This is a genomic window from Halobellus litoreus (genome assembly GCF_024464595.1).
In the GTDB taxonomy this organism is placed as follows: Archaea; Halobacteriota; Halobacteria; order Halobacteriales; family Haloferacaceae; genus Haloquadratum; species Haloquadratum litoreum.
On the sequence record NZ_JANHAW010000002.1, the window covers coordinates 541,131 to 563,211 of the forward strand.

At 68.6% G+C, this 22,081-nt stretch carries 23 protein-coding genes; 9 read left to right on the forward strand and 14 right to left on the reverse strand.

Annotated features, from left to right (window positions below; translation table 11 throughout):
• Positions 1 to 4: 4 nt before the first annotated feature.
• Positions 5 to 898: a CheF family chemotaxis protein gene (locus NO360_RS10255; RefSeq protein WP_256307712.1), complete on the forward strand. Its 894-nt coding sequence runs from the start codon at positions 5 to 7 to the stop codon at positions 896 to 898.
• A 27-nt stretch (positions 899 to 925) separates the two neighbouring features.
• On the opposite strand, the gene NO360_RS10260 is transcribed toward NO360_RS10255, so the two are convergent.
• The 3 genes from NO360_RS10260 to NO360_RS10270 form a co-directional block, all read right to left on the reverse strand.
• A complete protein-coding gene (locus NO360_RS10260) occupies positions 926 to 1,306 on the reverse strand; it encodes a hypothetical protein (protein ID WP_256307713.1) in 381 nt (126 codons plus the stop codon).
• A gap of 309 nt (positions 1,307 to 1,615) precedes the next feature.
• Positions 1,616 to 3,358 carry a MutS-related protein gene (locus NO360_RS10265; protein WP_256307714.1) on the reverse strand — a complete coding sequence of 581 codons (1,743 nt, stop codon included), beginning with the start codon at positions 3,356 to 3,358 and terminating at the stop codon, positions 1,616 to 1,618.
• Between the two features lie 94 nt (positions 3,359 to 3,452).
• Positions 3,453 to 3,617, reverse strand: coding sequence for a DUF7563 family protein (locus NO360_RS10270; RefSeq protein WP_256307715.1), 165 nt, complete (start codon positions 3,615 to 3,617; stop codon positions 3,453 to 3,455).
• Positions 3,618 to 3,786: 169 nt separating this feature from the next.
• On the opposite strand from NO360_RS10270, the gene NO360_RS10275 reads away from it, so the two are divergent.
• Positions 3,787 to 5,610 (forward strand): bacterio-opsin activator domain-containing protein, encoded by a 1,824-nt coding sequence (locus NO360_RS10275; protein WP_256307716.1) that lies wholly within the window; start codon positions 3,787 to 3,789, stop codon positions 5,608 to 5,610.
• A gap of 24 nt (positions 5,611 to 5,634) precedes the next feature.
• Here the strand turns inward: NO360_RS10275 and NO360_RS10280 are convergent, their stop codons facing one another.
• The 5 genes from NO360_RS10280 to NO360_RS10300 all read right to left on the reverse strand — a co-directional run bounded on the left by NO360_RS10280 (position 5,635) and on the right by NO360_RS10300 (position 11,631).
• Complete coding sequence (locus tag NO360_RS10280; RefSeq protein ID WP_256307717.1) at positions 5,635 to 5,835, reverse strand: DUF7835 family putative zinc beta-ribbon protein; 201 nt, start codon at positions 5,833 to 5,835, stop codon at positions 5,635 to 5,637.
• Between the two features lie 124 nt (positions 5,836 to 5,959).
• Complete coding sequence (locus NO360_RS10285; RefSeq protein ID WP_256307718.1) at positions 5,960 to 7,111, reverse strand: acyl-CoA dehydrogenase family protein; 1,152 nt, start codon at positions 7,109 to 7,111, stop codon at positions 5,960 to 5,962.
• Positions 7,112 to 7,174: 63 nt separating this feature from the next.
• Entirely contained in the window at positions 7,175 to 9,343 is a 2,169-nt protein-coding gene (locus tag NO360_RS10290) for an AMP-binding protein (RefSeq protein ID WP_256307719.1), read from the reverse strand.
• Between the two features lie 102 nt (positions 9,344 to 9,445).
• A complete protein-coding gene (gene mce, locus NO360_RS10295; RefSeq protein WP_256308519.1) occupies positions 9,446 to 9,841 on the reverse strand; it encodes a methylmalonyl-CoA epimerase in 396 nt (131 codons plus the stop codon).
• A 113-nt stretch (positions 9,842 to 9,954) separates the two neighbouring features.
• Entirely contained in the window at positions 9,955 to 11,631 is a 1,677-nt protein-coding gene (locus NO360_RS10300) for an acyl-CoA mutase large subunit family protein (protein ID WP_256307720.1), read from the reverse strand.
• Positions 11,632 to 11,754: 123 nt separating this feature from the next.
• Here NO360_RS10300 and NO360_RS10305 point away from each other — a divergent pair, with 123 nt between their 5' ends.
• The 3 genes from NO360_RS10305 to NO360_RS10315 all read left to right on the forward strand — a co-directional run bounded on the left by NO360_RS10305 (position 11,755) and on the right by NO360_RS10315 (position 13,481).
• On the forward strand, positions 11,755 to 12,222 hold the full coding sequence (locus NO360_RS10305) for a pyridoxamine 5'-phosphate oxidase family protein (protein ID WP_256307721.1): 468 nt from the start codon (positions 11,755 to 11,757) through the stop codon (positions 12,220 to 12,222).
• A 135-nt stretch (positions 12,223 to 12,357) separates the two neighbouring features.
• Positions 12,358 to 12,753 carry a nascent polypeptide-associated complex protein gene (locus tag NO360_RS10310; protein WP_256307722.1) on the forward strand — a complete coding sequence of 132 codons (396 nt, stop codon included), beginning with the start codon at positions 12,358 to 12,360 and terminating at the stop codon, positions 12,751 to 12,753.
• Positions 12,750 to 13,481: a tRNA (adenine-N1)-methyltransferase gene (locus NO360_RS10315; protein ID WP_256307723.1), complete on the forward strand. Its 732-nt coding sequence runs from the start codon at positions 12,750 to 12,752 to the stop codon at positions 13,479 to 13,481. Before NO360_RS10310 ends, NO360_RS10315 begins: the two co-directional genes overlap by 4 nt.
• An 81-nt stretch (positions 13,482 to 13,562) precedes the next feature.
• Here the strand turns inward: NO360_RS10315 and NO360_RS10320 are convergent, their stop codons facing one another.
• Entirely contained in the window at positions 13,563 to 14,162 is a 600-nt protein-coding gene (locus NO360_RS10320; protein WP_256307724.1) for a DUF6517 family protein, read from the reverse strand.
• Between the two features lie 152 nt (positions 14,163 to 14,314).
• Between NO360_RS10320 and NO360_RS10325 the strand changes: the two genes are divergently transcribed.
• On the forward strand, positions 14,315 to 15,475 hold the full coding sequence (locus NO360_RS10325; RefSeq protein WP_256307725.1) for a lycopene cyclase domain-containing protein: 1,161 nt from the start codon (positions 14,315 to 14,317) through the stop codon (positions 15,473 to 15,475).
• A 137-nt stretch (positions 15,476 to 15,612) separates the two neighbouring features.
• On the opposite strand, the gene NO360_RS10330 is transcribed toward NO360_RS10325, so the two are convergent.
• Positions 15,613 to 15,936 (reverse strand): transcription factor S, encoded by a 324-nt coding sequence (locus NO360_RS10330; RefSeq protein WP_256307726.1) that lies wholly within the window; start codon positions 15,934 to 15,936, stop codon positions 15,613 to 15,615.
• Between the two features lie 145 nt (positions 15,937 to 16,081).
• Here NO360_RS10330 and NO360_RS10335 point away from each other — a divergent pair, with 145 nt between their 5' ends.
• Positions 16,082 to 16,603, forward strand: a complete 522-nt coding sequence (locus NO360_RS10335; protein ID WP_256307727.1) for a DUF5797 family protein — start codon at positions 16,082 to 16,084, stop codon at positions 16,601 to 16,603.
• A gap of 56 nt (positions 16,604 to 16,659) precedes the next feature.
• Here the strand turns inward: NO360_RS10335 and NO360_RS10340 are convergent, their stop codons facing one another.
• Positions 16,660 to 17,688: a DUF5787 family protein gene (locus NO360_RS10340; protein WP_256307728.1), complete on the reverse strand. Its 1,029-nt coding sequence runs from the start codon at positions 17,686 to 17,688 to the stop codon at positions 16,660 to 16,662.
• A gap of 18 nt (positions 17,689 to 17,706) precedes the next feature.
• Complete coding sequence (locus tag NO360_RS10345) at positions 17,707 to 18,168, reverse strand: bis(5'-nucleosyl)-tetraphosphatase (RefSeq protein ID WP_256307729.1); 462 nt, start codon at positions 18,166 to 18,168, stop codon at positions 17,707 to 17,709.
• A 257-nt stretch (positions 18,169 to 18,425) separates the two neighbouring features.
• On the opposite strand from NO360_RS10345, the gene NO360_RS10350 reads away from it, so the two are divergent.
• Positions 18,426 to 18,758 (forward strand): uS10/mL48 family ribosomal protein, encoded by a 333-nt coding sequence (locus NO360_RS10350; RefSeq protein ID WP_256307730.1) that lies wholly within the window; start codon positions 18,426 to 18,428, stop codon positions 18,756 to 18,758.
• 117 nt (positions 18,759 to 18,875) lie between these two features.
• Here NO360_RS10350 and NO360_RS10355 read toward each other — a convergent pair whose 3' ends face one another.
• Positions 18,876 to 19,139 (reverse strand): DUF7513 family protein, encoded by a 264-nt coding sequence (locus NO360_RS10355; RefSeq protein WP_256307731.1) that lies wholly within the window; start codon positions 19,137 to 19,139, stop codon positions 18,876 to 18,878.
• Entirely contained in the window at positions 19,136 to 20,656 is a 1,521-nt protein-coding gene (locus NO360_RS10360) for a Na+/H+ antiporter NhaC family protein (protein WP_256307732.1), read from the reverse strand. Before NO360_RS10360 ends, NO360_RS10355 begins: the two co-directional genes overlap by 4 nt.
• A 138-nt stretch (positions 20,657 to 20,794) precedes the next feature.
• On the opposite strand from NO360_RS10360, the gene NO360_RS10365 reads away from it, so the two are divergent.
• The gene (locus NO360_RS10365) at positions 20,795 to 22,066 is read left to right on the forward strand and encodes an amidohydrolase (protein ID WP_256307733.1); all 1,272 of its coding nucleotides are present in this window, start codon (positions 20,795 to 20,797) and stop codon (positions 22,064 to 22,066) included.
• Positions 22,067 to 22,081 lie beyond the last annotated feature (15 nt).

Genomic DNA, 22,081 nt, shown 5'->3' on the forward strand with positions numbered 1-22,081 from the left:
GACGGTGAAACCCGGCGAAACGAAGATCGCGGACTCGCGCGGGCGGTTCCTCCAGGCTCTCCGAAACGGCCGCGAGCGGAACGACGCCGCGTGGACCAACGGTCGCATCCTGCTGTCGAACCGCCGGATCGTGCTGGCGGGCACCGGCGGGAAGCGGACGTTCGCGCTCTCGGACATCGAGCACATCGGCGGGCGATTCGACGTGAACCAGCGCGTCGCGACCGTCGCCGACTACCTCGCACTCCAGTTCGACGGCGGCGAGGACGTGATCCTCGTCGCGCCGGCGGAGTTCGAGGAGTTCAAGCTGGATCTCTACGACGCGATCCTCTCCTCGACGCAGTTTCTCGTCCGTCACCCCGCCGTCGAGGGCGGCGTCGTGCAGAACACCGAGTGGGTCGGTGCGCGGATCAAGGTCGAGGGGGACGCGGAAACCCAGGCGGTGAACATCGCGACGGTCACGGGAACATTCGTCGAGATCCCGCTCGACGACATCGGCGACATCTCGATCGGGCGACGGACCGTCAGGGAGGAGCAGCGCAAGGTCGTCGAAGTCGAACACTCGGACGAATCGACGAGCGTCCAGACGTACGTTTCCGGCCCCGAACGGCCGGTCGGGGTCCTGAGCTCGCTCCTGCGCATCGGCGAGGAACAGGCCGAGACGTCGCTGGACCTCTCGCGGCAGGACAAACAGGTCCTGATGGCGTTGTACTCCGGGGTCTCGCCGTTCGACATCCCGCAGTTTCTCGGGATCGACGTCGACCAGGTCGAGGAGCTGTTCGTCCGCCTGATCGACCACGACGTCCTCGACGAAGTTCGGGTCCGCCACGAGGTGGAACTGAACGCCCGCGGTCGCTCGATCGCGGCCGACGCCATCGACGAACAGGGCGCGGAGATGTGAGCGGGAGCGCGACCCCCGCGCGGCCGATCACCCCCGCGCGATCGACAGGATCTCCGTCCGCGCGTCGCTGGCGCAGTCGCGACCGCCGCGGCCGAAATGGAGCGTGTTCGCGTTCACCGGGTCGCTGAGCAACCCGCCGCTGTCGACCGGAACGCCCGTCTGCTCGATCTGAAGGTAGCCGATCGTGAGGCCCTTCGAGAGGTCGACCCCGAGGATTTCGTCGGCCGGAATGGTCTTATCGTCGAACCGGGACCGCTCGACGCGTTCGATGTAGACGCGGTCGTCGTAGACGATCAGGGTTCCGTCCTGGAACTCACAAATGAGGGTTGCTTCCGGGTGGCGCTCGGCGGGAGCGGCGTCGTCGCCGTCGCGGCTGTCGTCGTCGCGTCCCCACGGGAAGAGGCCCATCACCCGCTCCTACTCCCGTCGTTCGCAAAAGCGTTCGCCCGGTTTCTGCCGTGAGTCGATCGCCGAACGATCGATACCGAGCACCGATCGAACGCGTCCTCCGCGACGACGAACGTTTATATCCGAACGGGCGGCCAGACGGGCCGTGACGTAGGAGACGTCCCGCGTCGGGCAGCGGTCGTTCGGCACGTCGACGCGGGTTCAGAGCGAACAGCCACCGATCGCTCGTATGTGCCGACTGTTAGCAATTACGACTGTACCACGCCAATCGCGACTGCACTATGCGGGATCGGCGGCCGGCGTGTGCTCTCACTCACCCGCCCACTCGGCGTCCGACAGCGTCCGCTGGACGGCCTCCTCGCCGACGGCGAACGCCAGGGCCTCGAAGCCGCGCCGCTCCGCACGGTCCCGGGCGTTGGCGACGAGTCGGGAGACGATGAACTCCGGCGTCGACTTCCCGACCGTCCCGAACCGCGGCTGGTAGTCGACGCGGAGCGCCAGGTCCTCGGTCAACCCCTCCGCGAAGATGCCGTCGATGCGCGCCGCCGGCGGGAGCGGACTAAGGTCCTCCGCCAGGTGCGTCACGTACACGCCGAGAGCGTCGCGGTCGACGGTCAGGTCGACGAGCCCGTTCAGCAGATCCGCGGCCCGACCGGGTTCGGTGATCGCCTCGAACTCGTCGACGAGCATCAGCGTCCGCTCGCCGGTCGACAGCGGCGGCACGATCGACTTCAGCGTCGACTCGAGCACGCCCGCGTTGAAGCTGGCGTGCCGGCGGTGGAACACTACCGTGTCGAACCGTCCGATGTCGGCGCGTTCCGCGGGGACAGGGAGCCCCATCGAGGCCAGAAGCGCGACCTGCGCGAGCGTCTCCAAGAGCGTCGTCTTCCCGCCCGAATTCGCCCCGGTGAGCACGGCGACCCGGTCACCCGAGGGCGGGCTTGGATCGCCGCCGACGTCGTGCGTTCCGACGCCGTACGTCACGGGTTGCACGTCGCCCGAGAGTGTGAGGTTCCGCGCGCCCGCCACCGCGAGTCCGTCGTCGACGAGCCGCGGCCTCGTCAGGTCGTAGGCGGCCGCGAACCGTCCCAGCGAGAGTTCGAACGCGATGTCGGAGACCGCGTCGACGGCGACGTCGACGTCCTCGCGTGCGGCCGCCACGTCCTCGCGTAACTCGGCGGCGACGGCCGACTCCCGTTCCGCCACGTCGGCGTCCAGTTCGGCTAGGAGAGACCGGAGCGACGTCGACGCGAAGTCCGCCTCGTCGTGGGCGTCGTCGGCCACCGCGGCCTGCACCCGGCCCCGTCGAACGGCCGTCTCGCCCGCGACGTATTCGACGAAGCCGGATCGGAACTCCTCGAAACTCCGGACCCCACGTTCCCGAACGGTTTCGAGGACGTCGAGCGCGTTCGCCTCCAGGTCGGCGACGGCGTCGCGGCGCTCGCGGAGCCGGTCGAGTTCCGCGTCGGTGCCGGGTGCGACGGAGCCGTCCTCGTCGACGGTGCCGAGCGCGTCGACGGCGGTTCGCAGCGCCTCGTCGTCCAGGTCCTCCAACGTCTCGAACGTATCGCCCCGGAGACCGACCTCCCGGAGCGTCAGCGCCGTCTCGACCGCGACGCGTTCGGTACCGCCGGCGTCGTCGTAGGCGTCGAACGCCGAGCGGATCGCCCCGCGCTCGTCGTCAGTGAGATCGTCCCACGCGTCACGAGCAGTCAGGACGCGATCGAGTCGGGCCTCGCGCGCATCGACGTCGGCGAGCGGCGTCAACACCCGGATCCGATCGGCGGCGTGTTCTGTGAGCGCGTGCTCGCTCGCGAGCGTCAACAGGTCGTCGTAGACGTCGCGAGCGTCGCGCGTCCCGAGCGTCTCGATGCCGGCCGCACCGTTCGCTCGCCGGAGGATCCGCACCGCCCGGCCCCGGGAGATGCCCGCGTCGGCGAGCGCGCGGATGTTCGCGCTCTCGATGGCTTCGATCGCCTGCTCGACGCCGAGCGCCTCCCGGAGCCGTTCGCTCGTCTTTGGGCCGACCCCCCAGTAGTCCTCCAGTCGCATACCGGCATCTCCAGCGGGACCGCCTTGTAGGTTGGCGGTCCCAAGACGGGGAGCGTCGGTGTGGACACCCCGAGCGGGGACGCTGCGCCGAAGGCTATAGCGACGAGACGCGTCGCGATCGGGCGTCGCGAACGGCCGCCCCCTCTCTGATCGCATCTTCGCAGTGTGGGCAGACGCGCGCGTTCTCGAACCCGTCGGGGGCGAACACTCTGACGTAGTCGCGTGAGACGAACGAGCCGCAGTTCTCACACTCAGGCACGGGACTCCACCTCGGTGACGGTTCGGTCGGTCATATCCATCTGTGTCGAGGAGTCCCATACCCCTAACACGGGACCCTACGTCATTAGGCCTCCTCGGCCGACCGGCGTATTCGCCGAGTGAGGGGCAACTATTTGTCGATGGAATCGCTTTCCTCGCTATACGCAGTGATGCTATCTGAGGGAGTGTCGGGCGACGTGGAGGTGACCTCCGACCCCGGAGACACGGAATCGGATCCGGTCGTCCTCGTCGTCGACGACGACAGGGACCTCGCGGACACCTGCGAGTACTGGCTCCGCGACGACTACGAAGTCCGCGTGGCGTACGGCGGCGAGTCTGCGCTCGATCTGATGGACGACGCCGTCGACGTCGTTCTCCTGGACCGCAGGATGCCCGACCGCTCCGGCGACGAGGTGCTCGAAGAAATCGACGCGCGAGGGTTCGACTGTCGCGTCGCAATGATGACCGCGGTCGAACCCGACACGGACATCGTCGAGATGCCGTTCGACGAGTACCTCGTCAAGCCGGTCGACGAAGACGACCTCAGAGAGACCGTCGAGGAGCTACTGGTTCGCTCGGAGTTCGACGATCGGATCAGGGAGTACTTCGCGCTGGTGTCGACCGAGACGGTCCTCGGCGAACGCGACGTGAGCGAACTGGGGAACCCCGACGTCCTCGACGATCTGACCGAGCGCGTCCGGCGGCTCAGAGACGAGCGCGAGTCGGAGATCCGCGAGCGCGAGCGGCAACTGGACCGGATCCGACGGATCAACGGGTTCCTCAGAGAAGTCGACCGGGCGCTGGTCGACGCGACGACCCGGGGCGACATCGCGGACAGCGTCTGTGCGACCTTCGAGGCGTCCCCGTACGAGGGCGCGTGGGTCGCCCGGTACAACCAGGCGATCGACACCGTCGAGTGCCAGTCGGCCTCGGAATCGATCGCCTCGCCGTTCGGCGACGACGCCGGCGGGCCGCCCGTCGAAGGCACGAGCACCGCTCCCGGTGACGTGGTTCGGGAGGCCGTCGATACCAGCGCCGTCGTGACCGCGACCGTCCCACCCGAGCACGCCGCGGTGGTGTTGGCAGACGCCGACCCGCCGGAGGCCGAGCGAACCGTCGTCGCGGTGCCGATCAGGTACCGCGAGACGGTCTACGGTGCGTTAGTCGTCTACGTCCGCGGGACCGTGACCGACGAAGAGCGGTCGATGCTTGGGGACGTCGGCGAAACGGTCGGACACGGCATCAACGCCGCGGAGTCGAAGCAGTTGCTCTACAGCGATACGGCGGTCGAACTGGAGTTCGACCACGCGGACACCCGCGACCTGATCGTGGACCTCTCACTGGAGTTCGAGACGACCGTCCGACTGGAGGGGACGGCCCTGGCCGACGGCGGCGTCGTCTCCTGCTACGTCGCCGTCGAAGGGACGGACCCGTCGGCGGTACTGTCCGCGATTGCCCCGCTGGAGGCACTGGTGGACGCCCGCATCGTCTCCGTGGACGACGACGAGGCGGTGGTCGAACTCCGACTGACCGAGGCGTCGGTGGCGGTGACGCTCGTCGAACTGGGAGCGAGCATCGAGTCGTTTACCGCCACTCGCGGCGAGGGTCGACTCGTCGTCAGGGTACCGACTGGGTCGGATCTCAGAGCGCTCACGAACGCGGTTCAGTCGTCGTACCCGGACGTCTCGGTCGTGGCGAAACGGGAGGTCGAAGACGAGATGCAGTCGACGTCGTCGTTCCGGCGACAGCTCGAGGAAAAGTTGACCGACAGACAGCGCGACGTGATGGAGACTGCACTCGCTTCGGGATACTTCGAGTGGCCGCGGGGAAGCACGGCCGAAGAGGTCGCCACGTCCCTGGGAATCGCCGCGCCGACGTTCCACGAACACCTCCGGTCGGGGGAACGGAAACTCATCGAGGCGTTCTTTTCGGAGTCCTCGGAGGGACGGCAGTTTGGTGACCGAGACGCCGACGCAGCGGTCGACGAGCGCTGAGAACCCGTCGCCCTCGGCGACCGCTCAGGCGTCGTTCATCCGCTGGGTGCGTTCGTCGCCGCAGGCGCGACACTTCGTCACCCGGTAGGGCTCGCGGGAGAACGCGCGGTTCGTCTCCTTCTTGCTCTCGGTCTTGAGTTCGATCGAAACCTCGTGTGGCGTTCGGGATCCGCACTCCTCGCAGAACTCGGTAAGTTCGGTCAGCGTCGACTGGCTCTTTGACATTGTGGTTCAGTACTTCGAAGAACGGGCGAGATCCCAATGACTCCAGACCCTACATCGTTAGGGTTCAGTGTCGACCGTGACTCTTCCCGAAGGCGAGTGGATCCGAGCGTCGGTCGTGACCGGCTCAGACGCCGCCCTGCCGGTAGATGAGGTTGCGTTGGATCTCGTTGGCGCCCTCGTAGATGACGGGGATCCGGACGTCCCGGTAGACCCTCGAGATCGGGTACTCCTCGAGGACCGAGCGCCCGCCGTGGAGTTGCATCCCGCGTTCGGCGCAGTCCATCGCCGTCTCGGTGGACTTCGTCTTGGTCGCGGCGGCCCAGAAACCGGCGTCCTGGCCCGTTTCGACCTTGTGCGCCGCCCGCCAGTTGAGCGCTCGCGCGGCCTCGAACTCCATCCGCATATCCGCGAGGATGTGCTGGGTGGACTGGAAGTCGGCGATGTTTCGTCCGAAGGCCTCCCGGTCGTGGACGAAGGACCACGTCTCTTCGATGGCCCGCGCGGCGAGACCGATACCGTGGCCGCCCACGACGACGCGGCCGTGGTTGAAGAAGTCCGCGAGCACGTAGAAGCCGCCGCCCTCGGTGCCGACGAGGTTCTCCTCGGGGACCTCGCAGTCGTCGAAGACGATGTGTCCCTGCTTGGAGGCGCGCATCCCGATCTTCTCCGGGATGTGCTCGGCCTCGTACCCCGGCGTGTCGGTCTCGACGATGAACATCGAGTAGTTCGAGTACCGGTCGTCGCCGTCGCCCGTCTTCGCGTACACCGTCAGCCAGTCGGCCTCCACGGCGTTCCCGACCCAGTACTTCTCGCCGTTGAGCACCCAGCCGTCGTCGGTCCGTTCGGCGGTCGTCGTCATCCCGGCCATATCCGACCCGGTCTGCGGTTCCGACACCGCGAGCCCCGAAATCTGCTCGTTCGCCGCGACCGGTCGGAGGTACTTCTCCTTCTGTTCCTCGGAGCCGTACTGCTCGACGATCTCACAACCGAAGGACGCGAGCATCAGCGTCAGTGCGATGCCGGCGTCGGCGGCGTAGAACTCCTCGTTGATCGCGAGGATCTGTTCGAGGTCGTACCCCTTCCCGCCGTACTCCTCTCCGATGTCCTGGGCGACCAATCCGGCGTCCATCCCCGCCTCCAGGACGTCCCAGGGGTACTCCGCCGACTCGAAGTAGGCCTCGGCGTTCGGTCGGATGTGCTCGTCGGCGAACTCGCGAGCCTCGCGTTTTACCTCCCGGGCGTGCTCCGGAACCACCGATTCGTCGAGAAGGTCCATACGGCACGCTCACGTGCCACGAGCAAATAACTCTCGGAACTTTGAAAAACTTCAAACGAGTTTTTATTTTTCTTTGCGGGGGTCAGTTCCGTCTCCGCCGTCAGCCGCGCCGTGTTCCTCGGTGTCCGGGGCGCGATGGCCGTCGACGTCGTCGCTGTCGGTGGACGCTCTCTCCTCAGCGACTTCGTTCGCCGCTCTCTCCTCAGCGGCGTCGTCCGTTCCGCCTTCGGATCCGTCGCCGCCGGCCGTTCCGTCCTCTTCGGGCCGAGCGCTTCGCTCCCCACTGTCTCCGCCGCCGCTCGAAGACGCTCCGTTCGTCTCGGGGTGCTCCCCGTCAGCACCAGGCGGCACCGCATCGGAATCGACGGGTTCGCCGTTTCCGGTGCTCTCCACACGGTCGTCCGCCGTGGTTCCCGCGGACTCGGTCGCCTCCACGTCGTCACGGCGTGCACCATCGGCCGCGTCCGACAGCGCCTCCCGAACCGCCTCCCGATCGACCGTCCCGGAGACGGTCCGCGGCAGCGACTCCGAGACGGCGAGCGTCTTGGGCAGTTTGAAGCCGGCGAGTCGCTCGCGAGCGAATTCGAGCAGTCCGGCGCGGTCGACCGAATCGGCCTCGGGGACGACCATCGCCGACACGCGTTCGCCCCACTGGGCGTCCGGAACGCCGACGACGGCCGCCTCGCGGACCTCCGGATGCGAACTGAGGACGTCGACCACCTCGCCGGGTTCGACGTTCTCCCCGCCGGTGACGATGCGGTCGTCGAGGCGGTTCAACACCGTGATCGCCCCGCGGTCGTCGAGGACGCCGACGTCGCCGGTGTGCAGTCCGAACGGGCCGAAGGCCTCCGCGTTCGCCGCCTCGTTTCCGTAGTAGCCGGGGGTCACGGTCGGGCCGTCGACGACGAGTTCCCCGGGTTCGCCCGACGGGAGCGGCGTCCCCTCGTCGTCGACGACGGTCACCCCGGTGAGAAAGAGCGGCCGGCCGACGCTCTCGGGGTTCGCGAAGGCCTCTCTGGGACGCGCGGTGGCGACCTGCGAGGCGGTCTCGGTCATTCCGTACGTCGGATACACCGGGACCGAGTAGTTCCGGCACCGCTCGATGAGTTCCGTCGGGGCCGGCGCGCCGCCGAGCAGGACGACGCGAAGCGACTCCGAGAGCGTCCCCCGCCGGTCGAGCATCCGGCGGAGCATCGTCGGGACGAGCGAGACGGCGGTGGCCTCGTACCGTTCGAGGTCGTCCGCGGTCCCTCCGGCGTCGAATCCCTCGCGAAAGACGAGCGTCATCCCGTACAGGGGCATTCGCAGGACGGGCGCGATGCCGCCCATATGGTGCAGCGAGAGCGTCACCAACCATCGGTCGTCGGGGTCGAATCCGAGCCGGAAGACCGAGGAGACGGCGCTGGAAAGGAGGTTCCCGGTCGTCAGTTGGACCGGTTTCGGTGCGCCCGTCGTTCCGGACGTGAAGAGCACGAGTTGTCGGTCGTCGAGCGACCACTCCGCGGGCGAGACGGCCTCGGCGCGGACGCCGGAGAGGGGCTCTGCGACCTCCGTCAACGGCTCGTCGACAGTCAGTACGTGTGCGATACCTGTGGCCCGAGCCGCTCCGCCGGAAGCCTCAATCGTGGGATCCTGGCTCTCCTCAGCCGTAATGCCGTCCGTGTCGTCATCGTTGTCTGTCTCGTCATCGTTGTCTGTCTCGTCGTCGTCGTTGTCTGCCCCACTGTCGTCCGTCCCATCCGCGCCCTCGTCCCGTTCCGCTTCGACACCGCCCTCGTACGGTTCGCTGTCGGCCCCGGCGTCCGCTTCCGCACCGTCGGGCCCGGCGTCCGCACCCTTGCTATTGCCTTCGTCGTTCCCCGAACCGTCGGACGCGGCGCGTACGACGGCATCGACGACCGTCGCCTCGGTCTCGCCGCCGCAGACGACCGTCGAAACGTCCGCGGCGTCGATCTGCCCGGCCAGTTCCCGAGCGGTGAGCGACTCGCCCATCGGGACGAGCGTGACGCCGAGACGCATCGCCGCGTGGACGAGACAGACGTACTCGAGGCGTGAATCCAGTACCGCGCCGAGGTGCGTACCGGGACCGACGCCCGCGGCGGCGAGCCGGCCGGCGAGGTCGTCGACCAGCGTGTCGAGGTTCCCGAAGGTGTAGACGTCGCCCGTCGCTGCGGCGACGAGCGCCTCGCCGTCCGGCTCGATCTGAGCGCGGTGAGAGAGCCAATCGCGCATCGTCCGTACCTGAGCGGCGGCGGCCTAAACTGTACCCCTGTCGATCTTCGGGATCGGACGACCGGTCCGTGTCGCTGCGGCTGGCGGGGACCGGGCCGATCCTCACGTCCGCTCGCCGCGCTGGACGTACTCGACGAGGACACCGCCGGTCGACTTGGGGTGTAGAAAGGCGACTTCGTGGCCCCAGGCACCCGGTCTGGGCTCCTCGTCGACGAGTTCGACGCCGACGTTCCGCGCTCTGTCCAGAGCGGCGCCGACGTCGTCGGTCCGGAGCGCGACGTGGTGGATCCCGGGACCCCGACGGTCGAGAAACCGGGCTATCGTGCCGTCCTCGGCGGGTTCGAGAAGCTCGAAGTAGCCCCCGTCGAGTTCGAGAAACCGGACGGCCATCCCGTCGAAGGTCTCCTCGTGGACCACGGAGGCGTCGAAGAGCGCCTCGAACGTCGCCGCGAGGTCGGCCCCGTCGGTCGTCGCGATCCCCACGTGATCGAACGCCATCGTCATACGCGAACCGTCGCGGGAACGGGAGATAAACGTGGTCCCGAGTGGACCTCGTGGCCGTCGTCAACGCCGTCCCCGCGGTCGGCGGCGGTCTCGGAGAACCGCCGCCGCTACTGCCGCGGCCGGTACTCGCCGAATACCTCGCGCAGCACGTCCGAAATCTCCCCGACCGTCGCGTACGCCTTCACCGCGTCGACGATGGGCGGCACGAGGTTCGCATCCCCCGCCGCGGCCTCCCGAACCGCCGCCAGCGTGGCCTCGACCGCCTCGTCGTCGCGCTCGTGTTTCACCTCCCGGAGCCGCTCTTTTTGCCGCTTTTCGTCCGCCTCGTCGACCTCCTCGATCTCGACGCGGGGCTCCTCGTCGACCTGGTACTCGTTGACGCCGACGACGACGCGCTCGCCCGATTCGATCTCGCGCTGGCGCTCGAAGGCGACGTCCTGGATCTGCCGCTTCACCCACCCCGACTCGACCGCGTCCAGCATCCCGCCGCGCTCGTCGACCTCGTCGAGGATCTCGGTCGCCTCCGCCGCCACGTCGTCGGTGAGCGATTCGACGTAGTAGCTCCCGCCGAGCGGGTCGATGGTGTCCGCGACGCCGGACTCGTGGGCGAGGATCTGCTGAGTCCGCAGCGCCGTGCGCACGGACTGCTCGGTCGGCAGCGACAGCGCCTCGTCCTTCCCGTTCGTGTGGAGGCTCTGCGCGCCGCCGAGGACGGCCGCGAGCGCCTGGTAGGCGACTCTGACGACGTTGTTCTCGACCTGCTGGGCGGTGAGCGTCGACCCGCCGGTCTGAGCGTGGAACTTCAGCTGCTTGGACGTCTCCGATTCGGCGCCGAAGCGCTCCTCCATAATCGTCGCCCACAGCCGGCGGGCGGCGCGGAACTTCGCGACCTCCTCGAAGACGTTGTTGTGGGCGTTGAAGAAGAACGACAGTTGGGGCGCGAAGTCGTCGACGTCGAGGCCGGCGTCGAGCGCGGCTTCGACGTACTCGATGCCGTCGCCGAGCGTGAACGCGACCTCCTGGGCCGCCGTCGACCCGGCTTCGCGGATGTGATACCCCGAGATGGAGATCGTGTTGAAGTTCGGGACCTCGCTGGCGCAGAACTCGAAGACGTCGGTGATGAGCCGCATCGACGGCGCCGGCGGGTAGATGTAGAGGTTCCGGGCGATGTACTCCTTGAGGATGTCGTTCTGGATCGTCCCCCGGAGTTGCTCGCGCGGGACGCCCTGCTGGTCGCCGATCGCGACGTACATCGCGAGCAGCACCGCTGCGGGCGCGTTGATCGTCATCGAGGTCGACACCTCGTCGAGGGGGATCCCGTCGAAGACGACCTCCATGTCGCGGAGGCTGTCGATGGCGACGCCCGCCTTCCCGACCTCGCCGGCCGCCATCGCGGCGTCGGAGTCGTAGCCCTTCTGGGTGGGGAGGTCGAACGCCATCGACAGCCCGGAGGAGCCCTGCTCGATGAGATACCGAAAGCGCTCGTTCGTCTCCCGGGCGGTTCCCATCCCCGCGTACTGCCGCATCGTCCACAGTCGCCCGCGGTGCATCGTCGGGTACACCCCGCGCGTGTACGGTTTCTCTCCCGGGAAGCCGAGATCCTCGGCGTAGTCCAGATCGGACACGTCGGCGGGCGTGTAGAGCCGCTCGACCGGCTGTCCGCCGGTGTCAGTGCTGAACCGCTCCTGGCGCTCCCCGAACCGGTCGAGCGTCGGTGCGAGCGTCTCGTCCTCCCACTCGCGTTTGGCCTCCCGGATCCGCGCGAGGTCGTCGGGGTCGAACATACTCGATGATGAGCGTCCGCCGGGTATTGAAGCTGTCCGACGGGTCCGCACCCGCCCGGTGCGGCCGTTCGATCGCGGAGCGAAGGGAACAGGTCCATTACGGAAGCCGACGAACGGCGATCCATGTCCGAAGAAGTCGACCCCGACCGAGTCCGCGGCGGTCAGATGACCGACGCGGAGATTGACGCCTTCCTGCAGGAACAGGGGGCCGGCGTGCTCTCCCTGGCCGACGGCGGTCGGGCGTACGCCGTCCCGATCTCGTTCGGGTACGAGCGGGGCCGCGCCGTGTTCGCCTACTGGCAGTTCAGGCCCGACAGTCAGAAGGTCGCCTACAGCGAGGCGACGGAGCGTGCGTGTCTGGCGGTGTACGACATCGAATCCCAGCGCGACTGGCAGAGCGTGCTGGCGTTCGGCCCGCTTCGGGAACTCACCACCGGCGAGTGGGGCGACGTGGGCGAACTGCTCGACGAGAACGCGTGGTCGCCTGACCTCACTGGCGTCGGCCGGCGACAGCTCTCGATCGTCGGCTACGAGATGGAGATCGAGGACGTGACCGGCCTGCAGCGCCGGCCCGAGGCGGCGGGGGAGTGACGCGGAGTACGGAGACGGGACCCGCAGTGCGACCGTCGCTGACGCGGTGACTCCAACCGGGTCGACGAGGCGATTCACCTGCCCGACGCGCGTTCGCCACGCTTTTGCTATCGGCCGCCCTCGCATCGAGCAACTATGTTTGGCGGAGGCGGTATGAACCCGCGGAAGATGCAGCAGATGATGGAACAGATGGGAATCGACGTCACCGAACTCGACGTCGAAGAGGTCGTCATCAAGACGGCCGACGAGGACCTCGTGTTCTCCGACGCGCAGGTGACCCGGATGGACGCCCAGGGCCAGCAGACCTACCAGGTCGTCGGCGAACCGGAGTCCCGGGCGTCGACGGCCGGCGACTCCGCTGACTCGACGAGCGAACTCGAAGGCGACGCCGGGGAGAGCGAGGACGAGGGGATCCCGGAGGAGGACGTCGAACTCGTCGCCCAGAAGGCCGGAGTCGGCTCCGAAACGGCCCGCGAAGCGCTCGAAGCGACCAACGGCGACCTGGCGGCAGCCATCGCTCGGCTGGAGTGAGCTTTCTCCTCGTCCACGACGACCGGGAGTACCTCCGCGCGCCGGGCGACGAACTGCAGACCGATCTCGGCGTCTTAGACGTCCCCGAAGACGCCGAACCCGGCGACGTCTTGGAGACGCATCTGGGCGAACCGTTCGTCGTCCGCCGGCTCCGCGGCCCGGACCTGTTCAACCACTTCGAGCGGACGGGCGCGCCGATGATGCCCCGTGACGTCGGGCTCATCGTCGGTCACACCGGCATCGCCGCGGGCGACCGCGTGCTCGACGCCGGAACCGGAACGGGCGTCCTCGCCGCCTACCTCGGGCGGATGCACGCCGACGTGGTCTCCTACGAGATCGATCCCGACTTCGCCGAGGTCGCCCGCGAGAACATGCGACTGGCGGGCGTCGAAGACCGGGTCGACGTCAGGACGGGCGACCTCGCGGCGGAACTCGACGCCGCCGTCGGCGACGGGCCGTTCGACGCGCTAACGCTCGACACCGGCGACGCCCCCGACGTCGTGGCTCGCGCGCCGGACCTCCTCGCCGCCGGCGGCCACGTCGCGGTCTACTCGCCGTTCGTCGAGAACAGCCGCGAGTCGGTGCGGGCCGCCCGCGAGGCCGGCCTCGTCGACGTCGAGACCTACGAGACGATCCAGCGGGAGATGGACTTCGGCGAACGCGGCTCCCGGCCCTCGACGGCGGGCGTCGGTCACACTGGCTATCTGACCTTCGCGCGGAACGAGTGACTACCCGTTCGGACGCTTCGCGCGCCCCGACACCTCTTCTATCCCGGATTTTGGCCGCTCCGACGACACGTCGAATCCGCCCTACCGGATCGACCGCAGCATCGAGAACAGGTCGTCGCGAGCGGCTTCGGGATCGAACGACTCGGGGTCGGGGACCGAGAGCGGATACGCGCCGCCGCCGAGGAGGAACTCGCCGTCTCCCCCCGCCCACGCCGCGAAGTACGCCTCGACCGGCACCGACCGGTCGTCGAAGCGAACGCTGGCGCGGTAGCGCGTCGCCTCTGTCGTCGGGCGACCGGAGTCCCCGCTCGCGCGAGCGGGGGCGTCCTGACCCGCTCCGAGATCGAACCGTCGGCTGTCGGCGCGGTCGATCGACTCGAAGCCCCGCTCTGCGAGCACGTCGACGAACCGCGAGTTGGCGCGATCGGTGACCAACGCAGAGAGCGCCCGCGACGGCGGGTTCGCCGGGCGGATTCGGAGCCGACTCGCGAAGACGAACCGCCACGTCGCCGCCGTGTCGGTCACGTCGGCGAGACGCTCGCGAAGGGCCACGTCCTCGTAGATCCGCGTGTTCGCGGTGACGGTCACGACGCGAACGTCGAACGGCGTCGTGAGCTCCTCCGAGACGAGTCGCCAGCCGTCGGGGACGTCGAGCGTCGGCGGCGGGACGTCGAGAGACACAGTGACAGGTGGACGGCGCGGAACTTATACTGTCGGACGGTATCGGCGGGGTCGGTCGTCTGCACCCCCGGACGACAGGCCGCTCGAACGGCTTCGAGTCCCGGATCCGCTCGCTGACCAACCCTTTTGCGATCCGAGTTCGTGTTAGTGATATGGCAATCGCACGCCACGGAACGGGTTCCCGAGCGGCCGCCGCGGCGCTGGCCTCGCAGGTCCATCCGGTCTTTATGCTCCCGCCGCTCGCCGCGAGCGTCTTCGGGGCGGTCCTGGCGGGGCGGTTCGCGCCCGCCGCGCTCGGACTTCACGCCGCCGCCACCTTCTTCGCGGTCTATACGGCGCACCTGAAGGACGGCTACGTCGATTTCTACCGGCGCGGAGAAGACGACGACCACCCGCTGACGGAAGCGGGCTGCCGGTGGGCGCTGGCCGGCGCGACGCTCTGGTTCGTCGCCGTGACTGGGGCGCTCGGGGTCGTCGCCGGCCCCGTGACGGCCCTGCTCACGGCCCCGATGTGGGTCCTCGGCTACCTCCACGCCCCGCAGTCTGACACCAACCCGGTGACCACGACCCTCGGGTATCCGAGCGGCATCGCGCTGGCGATCGTCGGCGGGCACCACGCCCAGTTCGGTGCGGTCGCCGTCGAACCGCTCGCGTTCGGCCTCGTCTTTCTCGTCGCGCTCGCCGGCGTGAAGATCATCGACGACTCGACCGACTACGCGTACGATCGGTCCATCGCGAAGCGGACGGTCGCGGTGGCACTCGGCGTTCGCCGCGCTCGGCGACTGGCCTACGCGCTGCTGTACGCCGGGTTCACGCTCGTCCTCGTCTTCGCCGTCGACGGCGTGTTTCCCCCTTCGAGTCCGCTCGCGGCCGTCGCGTTCGGCCTCGTCGCCGTCGCCGCGGCGGGTGCCGGCCCGTCGGTGGCGACGATGCTGCTCGTGCGGGGCGCGTACGTGTTTCTCGCGGGCCTCGTCGTCGCCGTCTGGTTCCGGCCGCTGTCGGGCCTCCCGCTCCCCGACATCGGCGTGCTCGGTCCCTACACCTATCTTGCGACAGAGGTGGTGTTCGGCGGCATGGCGCTGGCGCTGCTCCGACGGGCCGACGCCGTGTGGCGAGCGGCGCGCACCGTCCTCGCGCTGTATCCCATCGCCTTCGTCTGGGACTGGTACACGCTAACGGTCGGCGTGTTCGCCATTCCGCTCCGAACCGGCGTCGACGTCGCCGGGATCCCCCTCGAAGAGCACCTGTTTATGGTCGTCGTGCCCGCGCTCGTCGTGGGCGTCCACGAGACGCTCTCGGTCCCGAAGGACTGATTCGTCACCGTCGGCGCGAGCAGGGGATTCGGCCGGTCCAGCCCCGCCGACGGCTCATACTGAATACTCTCGTCTCTTCCCGCCGAGCGCCACTCCCGTTGACGGCGCTCGGCGGGAAGAAGTGAGAGTAATCAGTATCAGTGGTCGTCCTCGCGCCACTTGTGGCCGCACTCGACGCAGGTGAAGAATCGGGTCTCGGACTCGTCGGCAGATCGGATCTGTTTCATCTCGTAGCGCGCGCGGTCGTGTCCGCACTCGGGGCAGATGACCGTCGTCGTGGGACCGATCTCCGCGTCGTCGACGTCGGACATATCCACGACCTCGCTGTCCTCGCGCTCCGCCGTCGAGGTCATCTCGGCCTCCTTGGCCGCGTCGCGGGGTTTCTCGTATCCGCAACTCCCGCAGACCCAGACGTCGCCGTCGGTCTTCATCATCGAGCCGCATTCGTCGCAGAACTCCATTATACCCCGACGGAAGACGCTTCACAGACTTAAACAACCGGATCGAACGCGCACCGGACCCGTCTCGCTGCGTCGAGGCCGACGGGGCAAGTCGTTCTCCGACGAATGTTGAAACGTCTTAGTACCGGCGTGCGAACGACGGGGTGTGACAGAGAATCGAGCCCTCTCGGAGGAGGCCAAAGAACGGCTCGCCGACGTCGTCCGCCTACAGCCGACGAAGAACAAGGAACTGCAGGAGCGGTGGGGGATGGACTCCGGAAGCGAGGTCCACCAGTACCTCGAAAGCGAACTCAAGGACTACTACTACCGCGACGACAACAGCCTCATCCGCGCGTCGGACGAGGCGGCCGACCTCGTCGACGTCGAGCCCGGCGTCGAGGGCGGCGACGAAGCGGGCGGCGGCGTCCCCTCGGTGATCCGGGTGCCGAAGCTCGAAGCGCGGGTGTTCGAGGTCCTCGCCGGCCCCGAAGAACGATCGGAGAGCGTCGTGAGCGTCCTCAACAAAGTCCGCGACGCGTTCGACGAGGACCCGCCGGTCGACGACGTCCGCGGGGCGCTGCAGAGCCTCCGCCGGAAGGGGGCCGTCGAAGTGATCTACCGGACGGTACCGACCTTCCGCCTCGCCGCCCCCCGGGCGGAAATCGACGTCGAAGTGACGGACTCGTGACGACAGCGGGGTGAGTGACACCCGGCGTGGCCGGTCGTCCGTCGAGCCGCGACCCGTCAGTCGGTGTCGATCGCTCGCTCCCGAACGTCCGCGCGTCGCCGGCGGAGCAACCGCTTGATCCCCTTTCCGGGCCCGCCCTCGATGGGCCACCCGCGGCTCCGCCAGGCGGGCGGTTCGGGTTCGAACTCCGGACACGACCCCGCGCACTCGGCCGCGGTCTGCGACCGGCGCTTCGCGGCGCAGTGCGGGACGAGCGCGCGACCGAATCGCCGGAGCTCGAAGTGGCGGCAGTCGGGCCGCATCGTCTCGTGGTAGGAGCGCCAGCCCCGGCCGTAGGCGCGCTCGGCGAGTTCGAGGCGTCGCCGCCGCCGCTCCGCGTCGCGTCCGGCGTCGGCGGGCGTCACCTCGCTGGGATACCACTCGACCGTGCCGGTGGGATCGGGTTCGGCCCCCTCTGCCTCGCCGGCCGCACCGACGTCGTCGTCGAACGAGAGCGTCAGGATGCCCACGTCGACGGGCAGATCCTCGAGGAGCGCCGGTTCGATGCGGCTCCCGGTGGACTCGGTCGCCACCCACACCTCGTCGGCGAGGGCGGTCTCGACGTCGTGCTCCAACTGTCCGGAGAGCGCCCGCGCCGCCGACGCGTCGAGGTCGGGCTTGTTCTCGACCGCGACGATCCGCCGGACCCAGTCGGGATACGGCGCGACGCGTCTGATCTCGATCCGGTTGCCCCGCCGCCGCGTCTCGACGACCTCGCGGTCGGCCGCGCGGTGGACGGCGGCGCGGACGTAGCGCCACGGGTACCCCGGATGCGGTAGCGCGTCCCGGTACCACGACCACTCGGCGGGGGCGTTGCGGACGACGTGCAGGAGGTCCGAATCCAGTTCGCGCTCGCCGAAACGCCGGCGGGCCGCGAGACCCTCGGGGTCGCACTCGACGACGACAGTGTCCCAGCGACGCTCCCGGGTGCCGAGCTGTCGGGAGACGAGGACGGCGCTCCGGCGGGTCGACTCGGGCGGCCACGACGTCTCCACCCAGCGACAGACGAGTAGCTCGAATCCGAACTCGGCGTCTCCGGGGTACACGGGTGTCGACTCCGGCGTCTACGCGAGGTACTTCCCGTCCTCGGCCTCGCCGTTCTCCGCGGCCAGTTGATCCAGGTACTCGTGGGCCCGCTCGAATATCTCGCGGGGACCGTCCTGCGTGATCGTGTTGAGCGCCTGCTCGTAGTCGCGCCACTGGAGGTCGCGGTGTTCGTTCGAGAGCTCGGCGCTCGCCTCGAAGGAGCGCGCGATGAACAGGTGAACGGTCTTGTGGATCGTCTTGCCGTTGGCCTCGAAGACGTAGTCGTACTCCTCGCGGAACCCGTCGATGAGGCGGAAATCCTCGATCCCCGCCTCCTCTTTCACTTCACGAATCGCCGTCTGCTGGAGCTCCTCTTCGCCCTCGACCCCGCCTTTGGGGAACTCCCAGTCCCCCGGTCGGCTCTTCAGGAGCAAATACTCCCGTTCGCCGCGGGTGTCGCGGAAGAGGATCGCTCCAGCGCTTACCGCTTCCACTGTCATTAGCTACACAAACCAGACAGGACGTTAAGAGGCTATCGGACGTTGGAGGAAGACGACCCCGGCACGCGGCCGCGTACCCGCCACTCCGAGACGAGGATCGAATCGATATGCGATCGTGCGGTCAGGGGGGTCGTGCCGGAGGAGTCACCCCGCGTCCGCCGCGGTTGCTCGGCACGCCGGCGCGGGAACGACGGTCCGATGGATGTACTTTTACCGCTCGGTGCCGACGTCTCTCCTAACCCAGCGAGATCCCAGCTATGACCTTCGTCACGAAACTCCGCTTCCAGTCGGGGAACCGACACGAACTGGAATCGGAAGTCTCAGACCTCAAATCGATGCTCGAACGCAAGGGCGCGGAGTGCAAGGGGCCGCACGCCGACCCGCCCGAGCGAATCACCGTCCCGCAGTACAAGTCGCTGCAGCCCGGCGACGCGTTCTCGGCGTGGGACTACACCGTCTACTCGCGACACCTGGAGATCCACGGCAACGACCACATCGCCCGCGAGGTCGGCCACATGGACTTCCCGGAGAGCCTCCACGTCGAAATCGAGGTCGAACAGCAGAAGCCCGCCGGTCACCTGCGGAAGTAGCGCAGCGCGGGAGCCAACGGTCGAACCGCGGCGTCGACAACGACAACCGAACCGCGGGATCCGCGTCGACGTCGGCGCGTCCCGACGAGGGGGCGGCGACGACGACCGAAGCCGTAGTCAGCCCTCGTTTTCCAGCACGTCGACGACGCGCGCGGTGCCGCGGAACGTCGACTCGTCGAACGATTCCACCTCGATTCTGACCTTCGCGTCGAGGAGCGACGGGTCCGCGCCGGGCAGTTCCAGGACCGTGTCGCCGACGCGGACGAGCAGGCCGTCGTCGGTGCGTCCGGTGACGAACGCCGGCACTTCGTCGCCGACCTCGAAGGACGGCGTCGACGAGCGGAAGCGGAGCCCCGCCAGGAACTTGTCCAGGCGGCTCATACGCGGCTCACCTCCTCGCTCGCGCGGTCGGAGACGTACTCGCGGCCGTACCCGGTCCACGCCGCCAGCAGGAAGACGGCCACGAGGAACCACCCGTGGAAGACGAACGGGAAGACCGAGGCGGGGTTGACCACCATCGCCTGGGTGAACCACTCGTACTGGTCCGGGAGCCGCTGCATCGCCGAGTAGCCGGCGAGCAGGCCGCCGCCCCACGGGAAGATGTACCCGAGCGCCGCCGTGTTGGCGTCGAGGATGTTCGCCCGGCGGTAGCCGTTGATGTTGAAGCGACGGCCGAGCGTCTTGATGTACGGCGCGATGGCGATCTCGGCGGCGGTGTTGATCGTGATCATCGCGTTGACGATCGCCGTCCCGAGGACCATCGTCGTCTCGGCGCGCCGGACCGTGGTCGCGACGCGTTCGAGCAGGAACTCCTGGATGGCGTCGAAGCCGCCGCCGCGCTGCATCAACTGCGCGGCCGCGACGATCAGGAGCACGAGGACGATCAGCGGGAAGAAGCCCACTGCGCCGGTGTAGAGGCTCCCCGAGACCGTCGCGCTGCCGGGGTCGACGGGGACGATCAGCGAGCCGAGTACCGGGATCGCGTCCATCGACTGGACGAGGGCGGACTCGCGGGACCCCTCGAACGCGAGGATCGCCGAGGCCTCCGAGAGGCCGAGCGCGAGGTTGAGCACGACCGAGAGGACGATCCCCCAGGAGATCGCCTCGACGATGTGCCGGCCCCGGACCGCGGTCACGATCACGACGCCGATCGAGGCGAGGTGGACGAGGCCGAGCGCGGTGCCAGCGCCGCCGGTGGCGGCCGCGTCGACCGGCGTGCCCTGCATCGCCTGGCCGGCGACCAGGTACGACGCGAACGCGAACACGGCCGCGACGATCGCGTACTTGAACCGCGAGGCGACGACGCCGCCGATGTCGGCGTCCTGCGTCACCGCGGAGACGATCGTCGTGTCGCTCACGGGCGCGAGGTTGTCACCGAAGACCGCCCCCGAGAGGATCGCGCCGAACAGCAGGATCGGGTTCGCGCCGACGGCGACGCCCGCGGGGAACACCAGGGCGGTGAACGCGATCGCCGTCCCGTAGCCGGTTCCGATTCCCGTCGCCAGGAGCGCCGCGAGGATGAACGTGATCGCGGGGAACAGCGCCGCGCCCACGCGGACGGCCTCTGCGGCCCAGACGAGGCCGTCGACGAAGCCGCCGACCTGGATGGTCTCGGCGAACATCCCGGCCCACAGCCAGGCGACGATCGCGGTCGCGGCGACCCGCTGTGTCATCCCGTCGAAGAGGATGTCGGCGTAGGTCTTCCAGGAGCCACGGACGAAGAACATTCCGCCGATCAATCCGACCAGGATCCCCACGATGAGGCCGCTGGTATCGCCGATACCGAGCAGTCCGCTCTGGACGATCGCCCAGACGATGAAGAAGGCGATGGGGATCGCACTGGCGGCACGCCCCCCATAGAACTGGAGCGTCGTCGATTCGTCGGTGGTAGAACTCATCGGGCGAGTTGTCGATAGCGTCTCGGATAAACGAACCGATCCGCCGGGAGACGGGTCCGGGAGCGGCCGCCCGACTGAGGATTCCGAAGAGAGCGCGCTCCCGACGCGATTTTACCGACGGACGTCGCAGAGGACGGTATGTCTGTGACCGACCTCGTCGAACTCCGACGCGACCTGCATCGCCATCCCGAACCGGCCTGGCGCGAGTTCTACACCACCGCGCGGATCGTCGAGGAACTGGAGGAACGCGACCTCGACGCGCTCTATGTTGGACGGGAGGCGCTCGCCGAGACGGACCGCGTGGGCGTCCCCGAGGACGACGAACTCGACGAGTGGATGGCGCGCGCCCGCGCTGCCGGTGCCCGGGAGGACGTCCTGGAGCGGCTCGAGGGGGGATACACCGGCGCGGTCGCGGTCGCCGAACGGGGCGAGGGCCCAACGGTCGCCCTGCGGGTCGACATCGACGGGCTGCCGATCGACGAGTCTGGAGTGGACGACCACCACCCCGCGGCCGAGGGGTTCCGCTCGGAGCACGAGGGGTACATGCACGCCTGCGGCCACGACGCCCACGCGGCGATCGGGATCGGCGTCCTCGACGCCGTCCTCGACAGCGACTTCGCCGGGACGCTGAAGGTGTTCTTCCAACCGGGCGAGGAGCGCATCGTCGGCGGGGAGCCGATGGCGAACTCGGGGCACCTCGACGACGTCGACTACCTGCTGGCGGTCCACGTCGGCCTCGATCACCCGACCGGCGAAGTCGTCGCCGGAATCGACGGCTTCCTGGCGGTCTCGCAGTTCGAGGCCGAGTTCGTCGGGACGCCCTCGCACGCAGGGGCGCGACCCGAGGCGGGGGACAACGCGATGCAGGCGGTCGCGACGGCCATCGAGAACCTCTACGGGATCCCGCGCCACGGCGACGGGGCGACGCGGGTCAACGTCGGCGTCGTCGAGGGCGGGACCACGACGAACATCGTGGCCGAGCGCGTCGCGATCGAGGGCGAGGTCCGGGGCGATTCCACCGAGTTGATGGAGTATATGGACGAGAAGGCCCGCCGCGTTCTCCGCTCCGCGGCCGAGATGCACGGCTGCGAGGTCGAGATCGCGACGGCGGGGAGTGCCCCGTCGACCCACAGCGACCACGAACTCGCGGGCGTCGTCGCGTCGGTGGCTCGCGAGGTCGACGGGATCACGTCCGTCCTCGAATCGGACCACCTCGGCGGCAGCGAGGACGCGACGTACCTGATGCGGCGCGTCCAGGAGCGCGGCGGGTACGCGGCGTACGTGGGCGTCGGCACGGATCACCCCGGCGGCCACCACACGAGCACGTTCGACGTCGACGAGGCGAGCATCGCTCACGGCGTCGACGTGCTCTCGCGAGCGGTCGTCGAACTCGGCTCGCGGCGACCCTGACCGGACGGCGGGGCG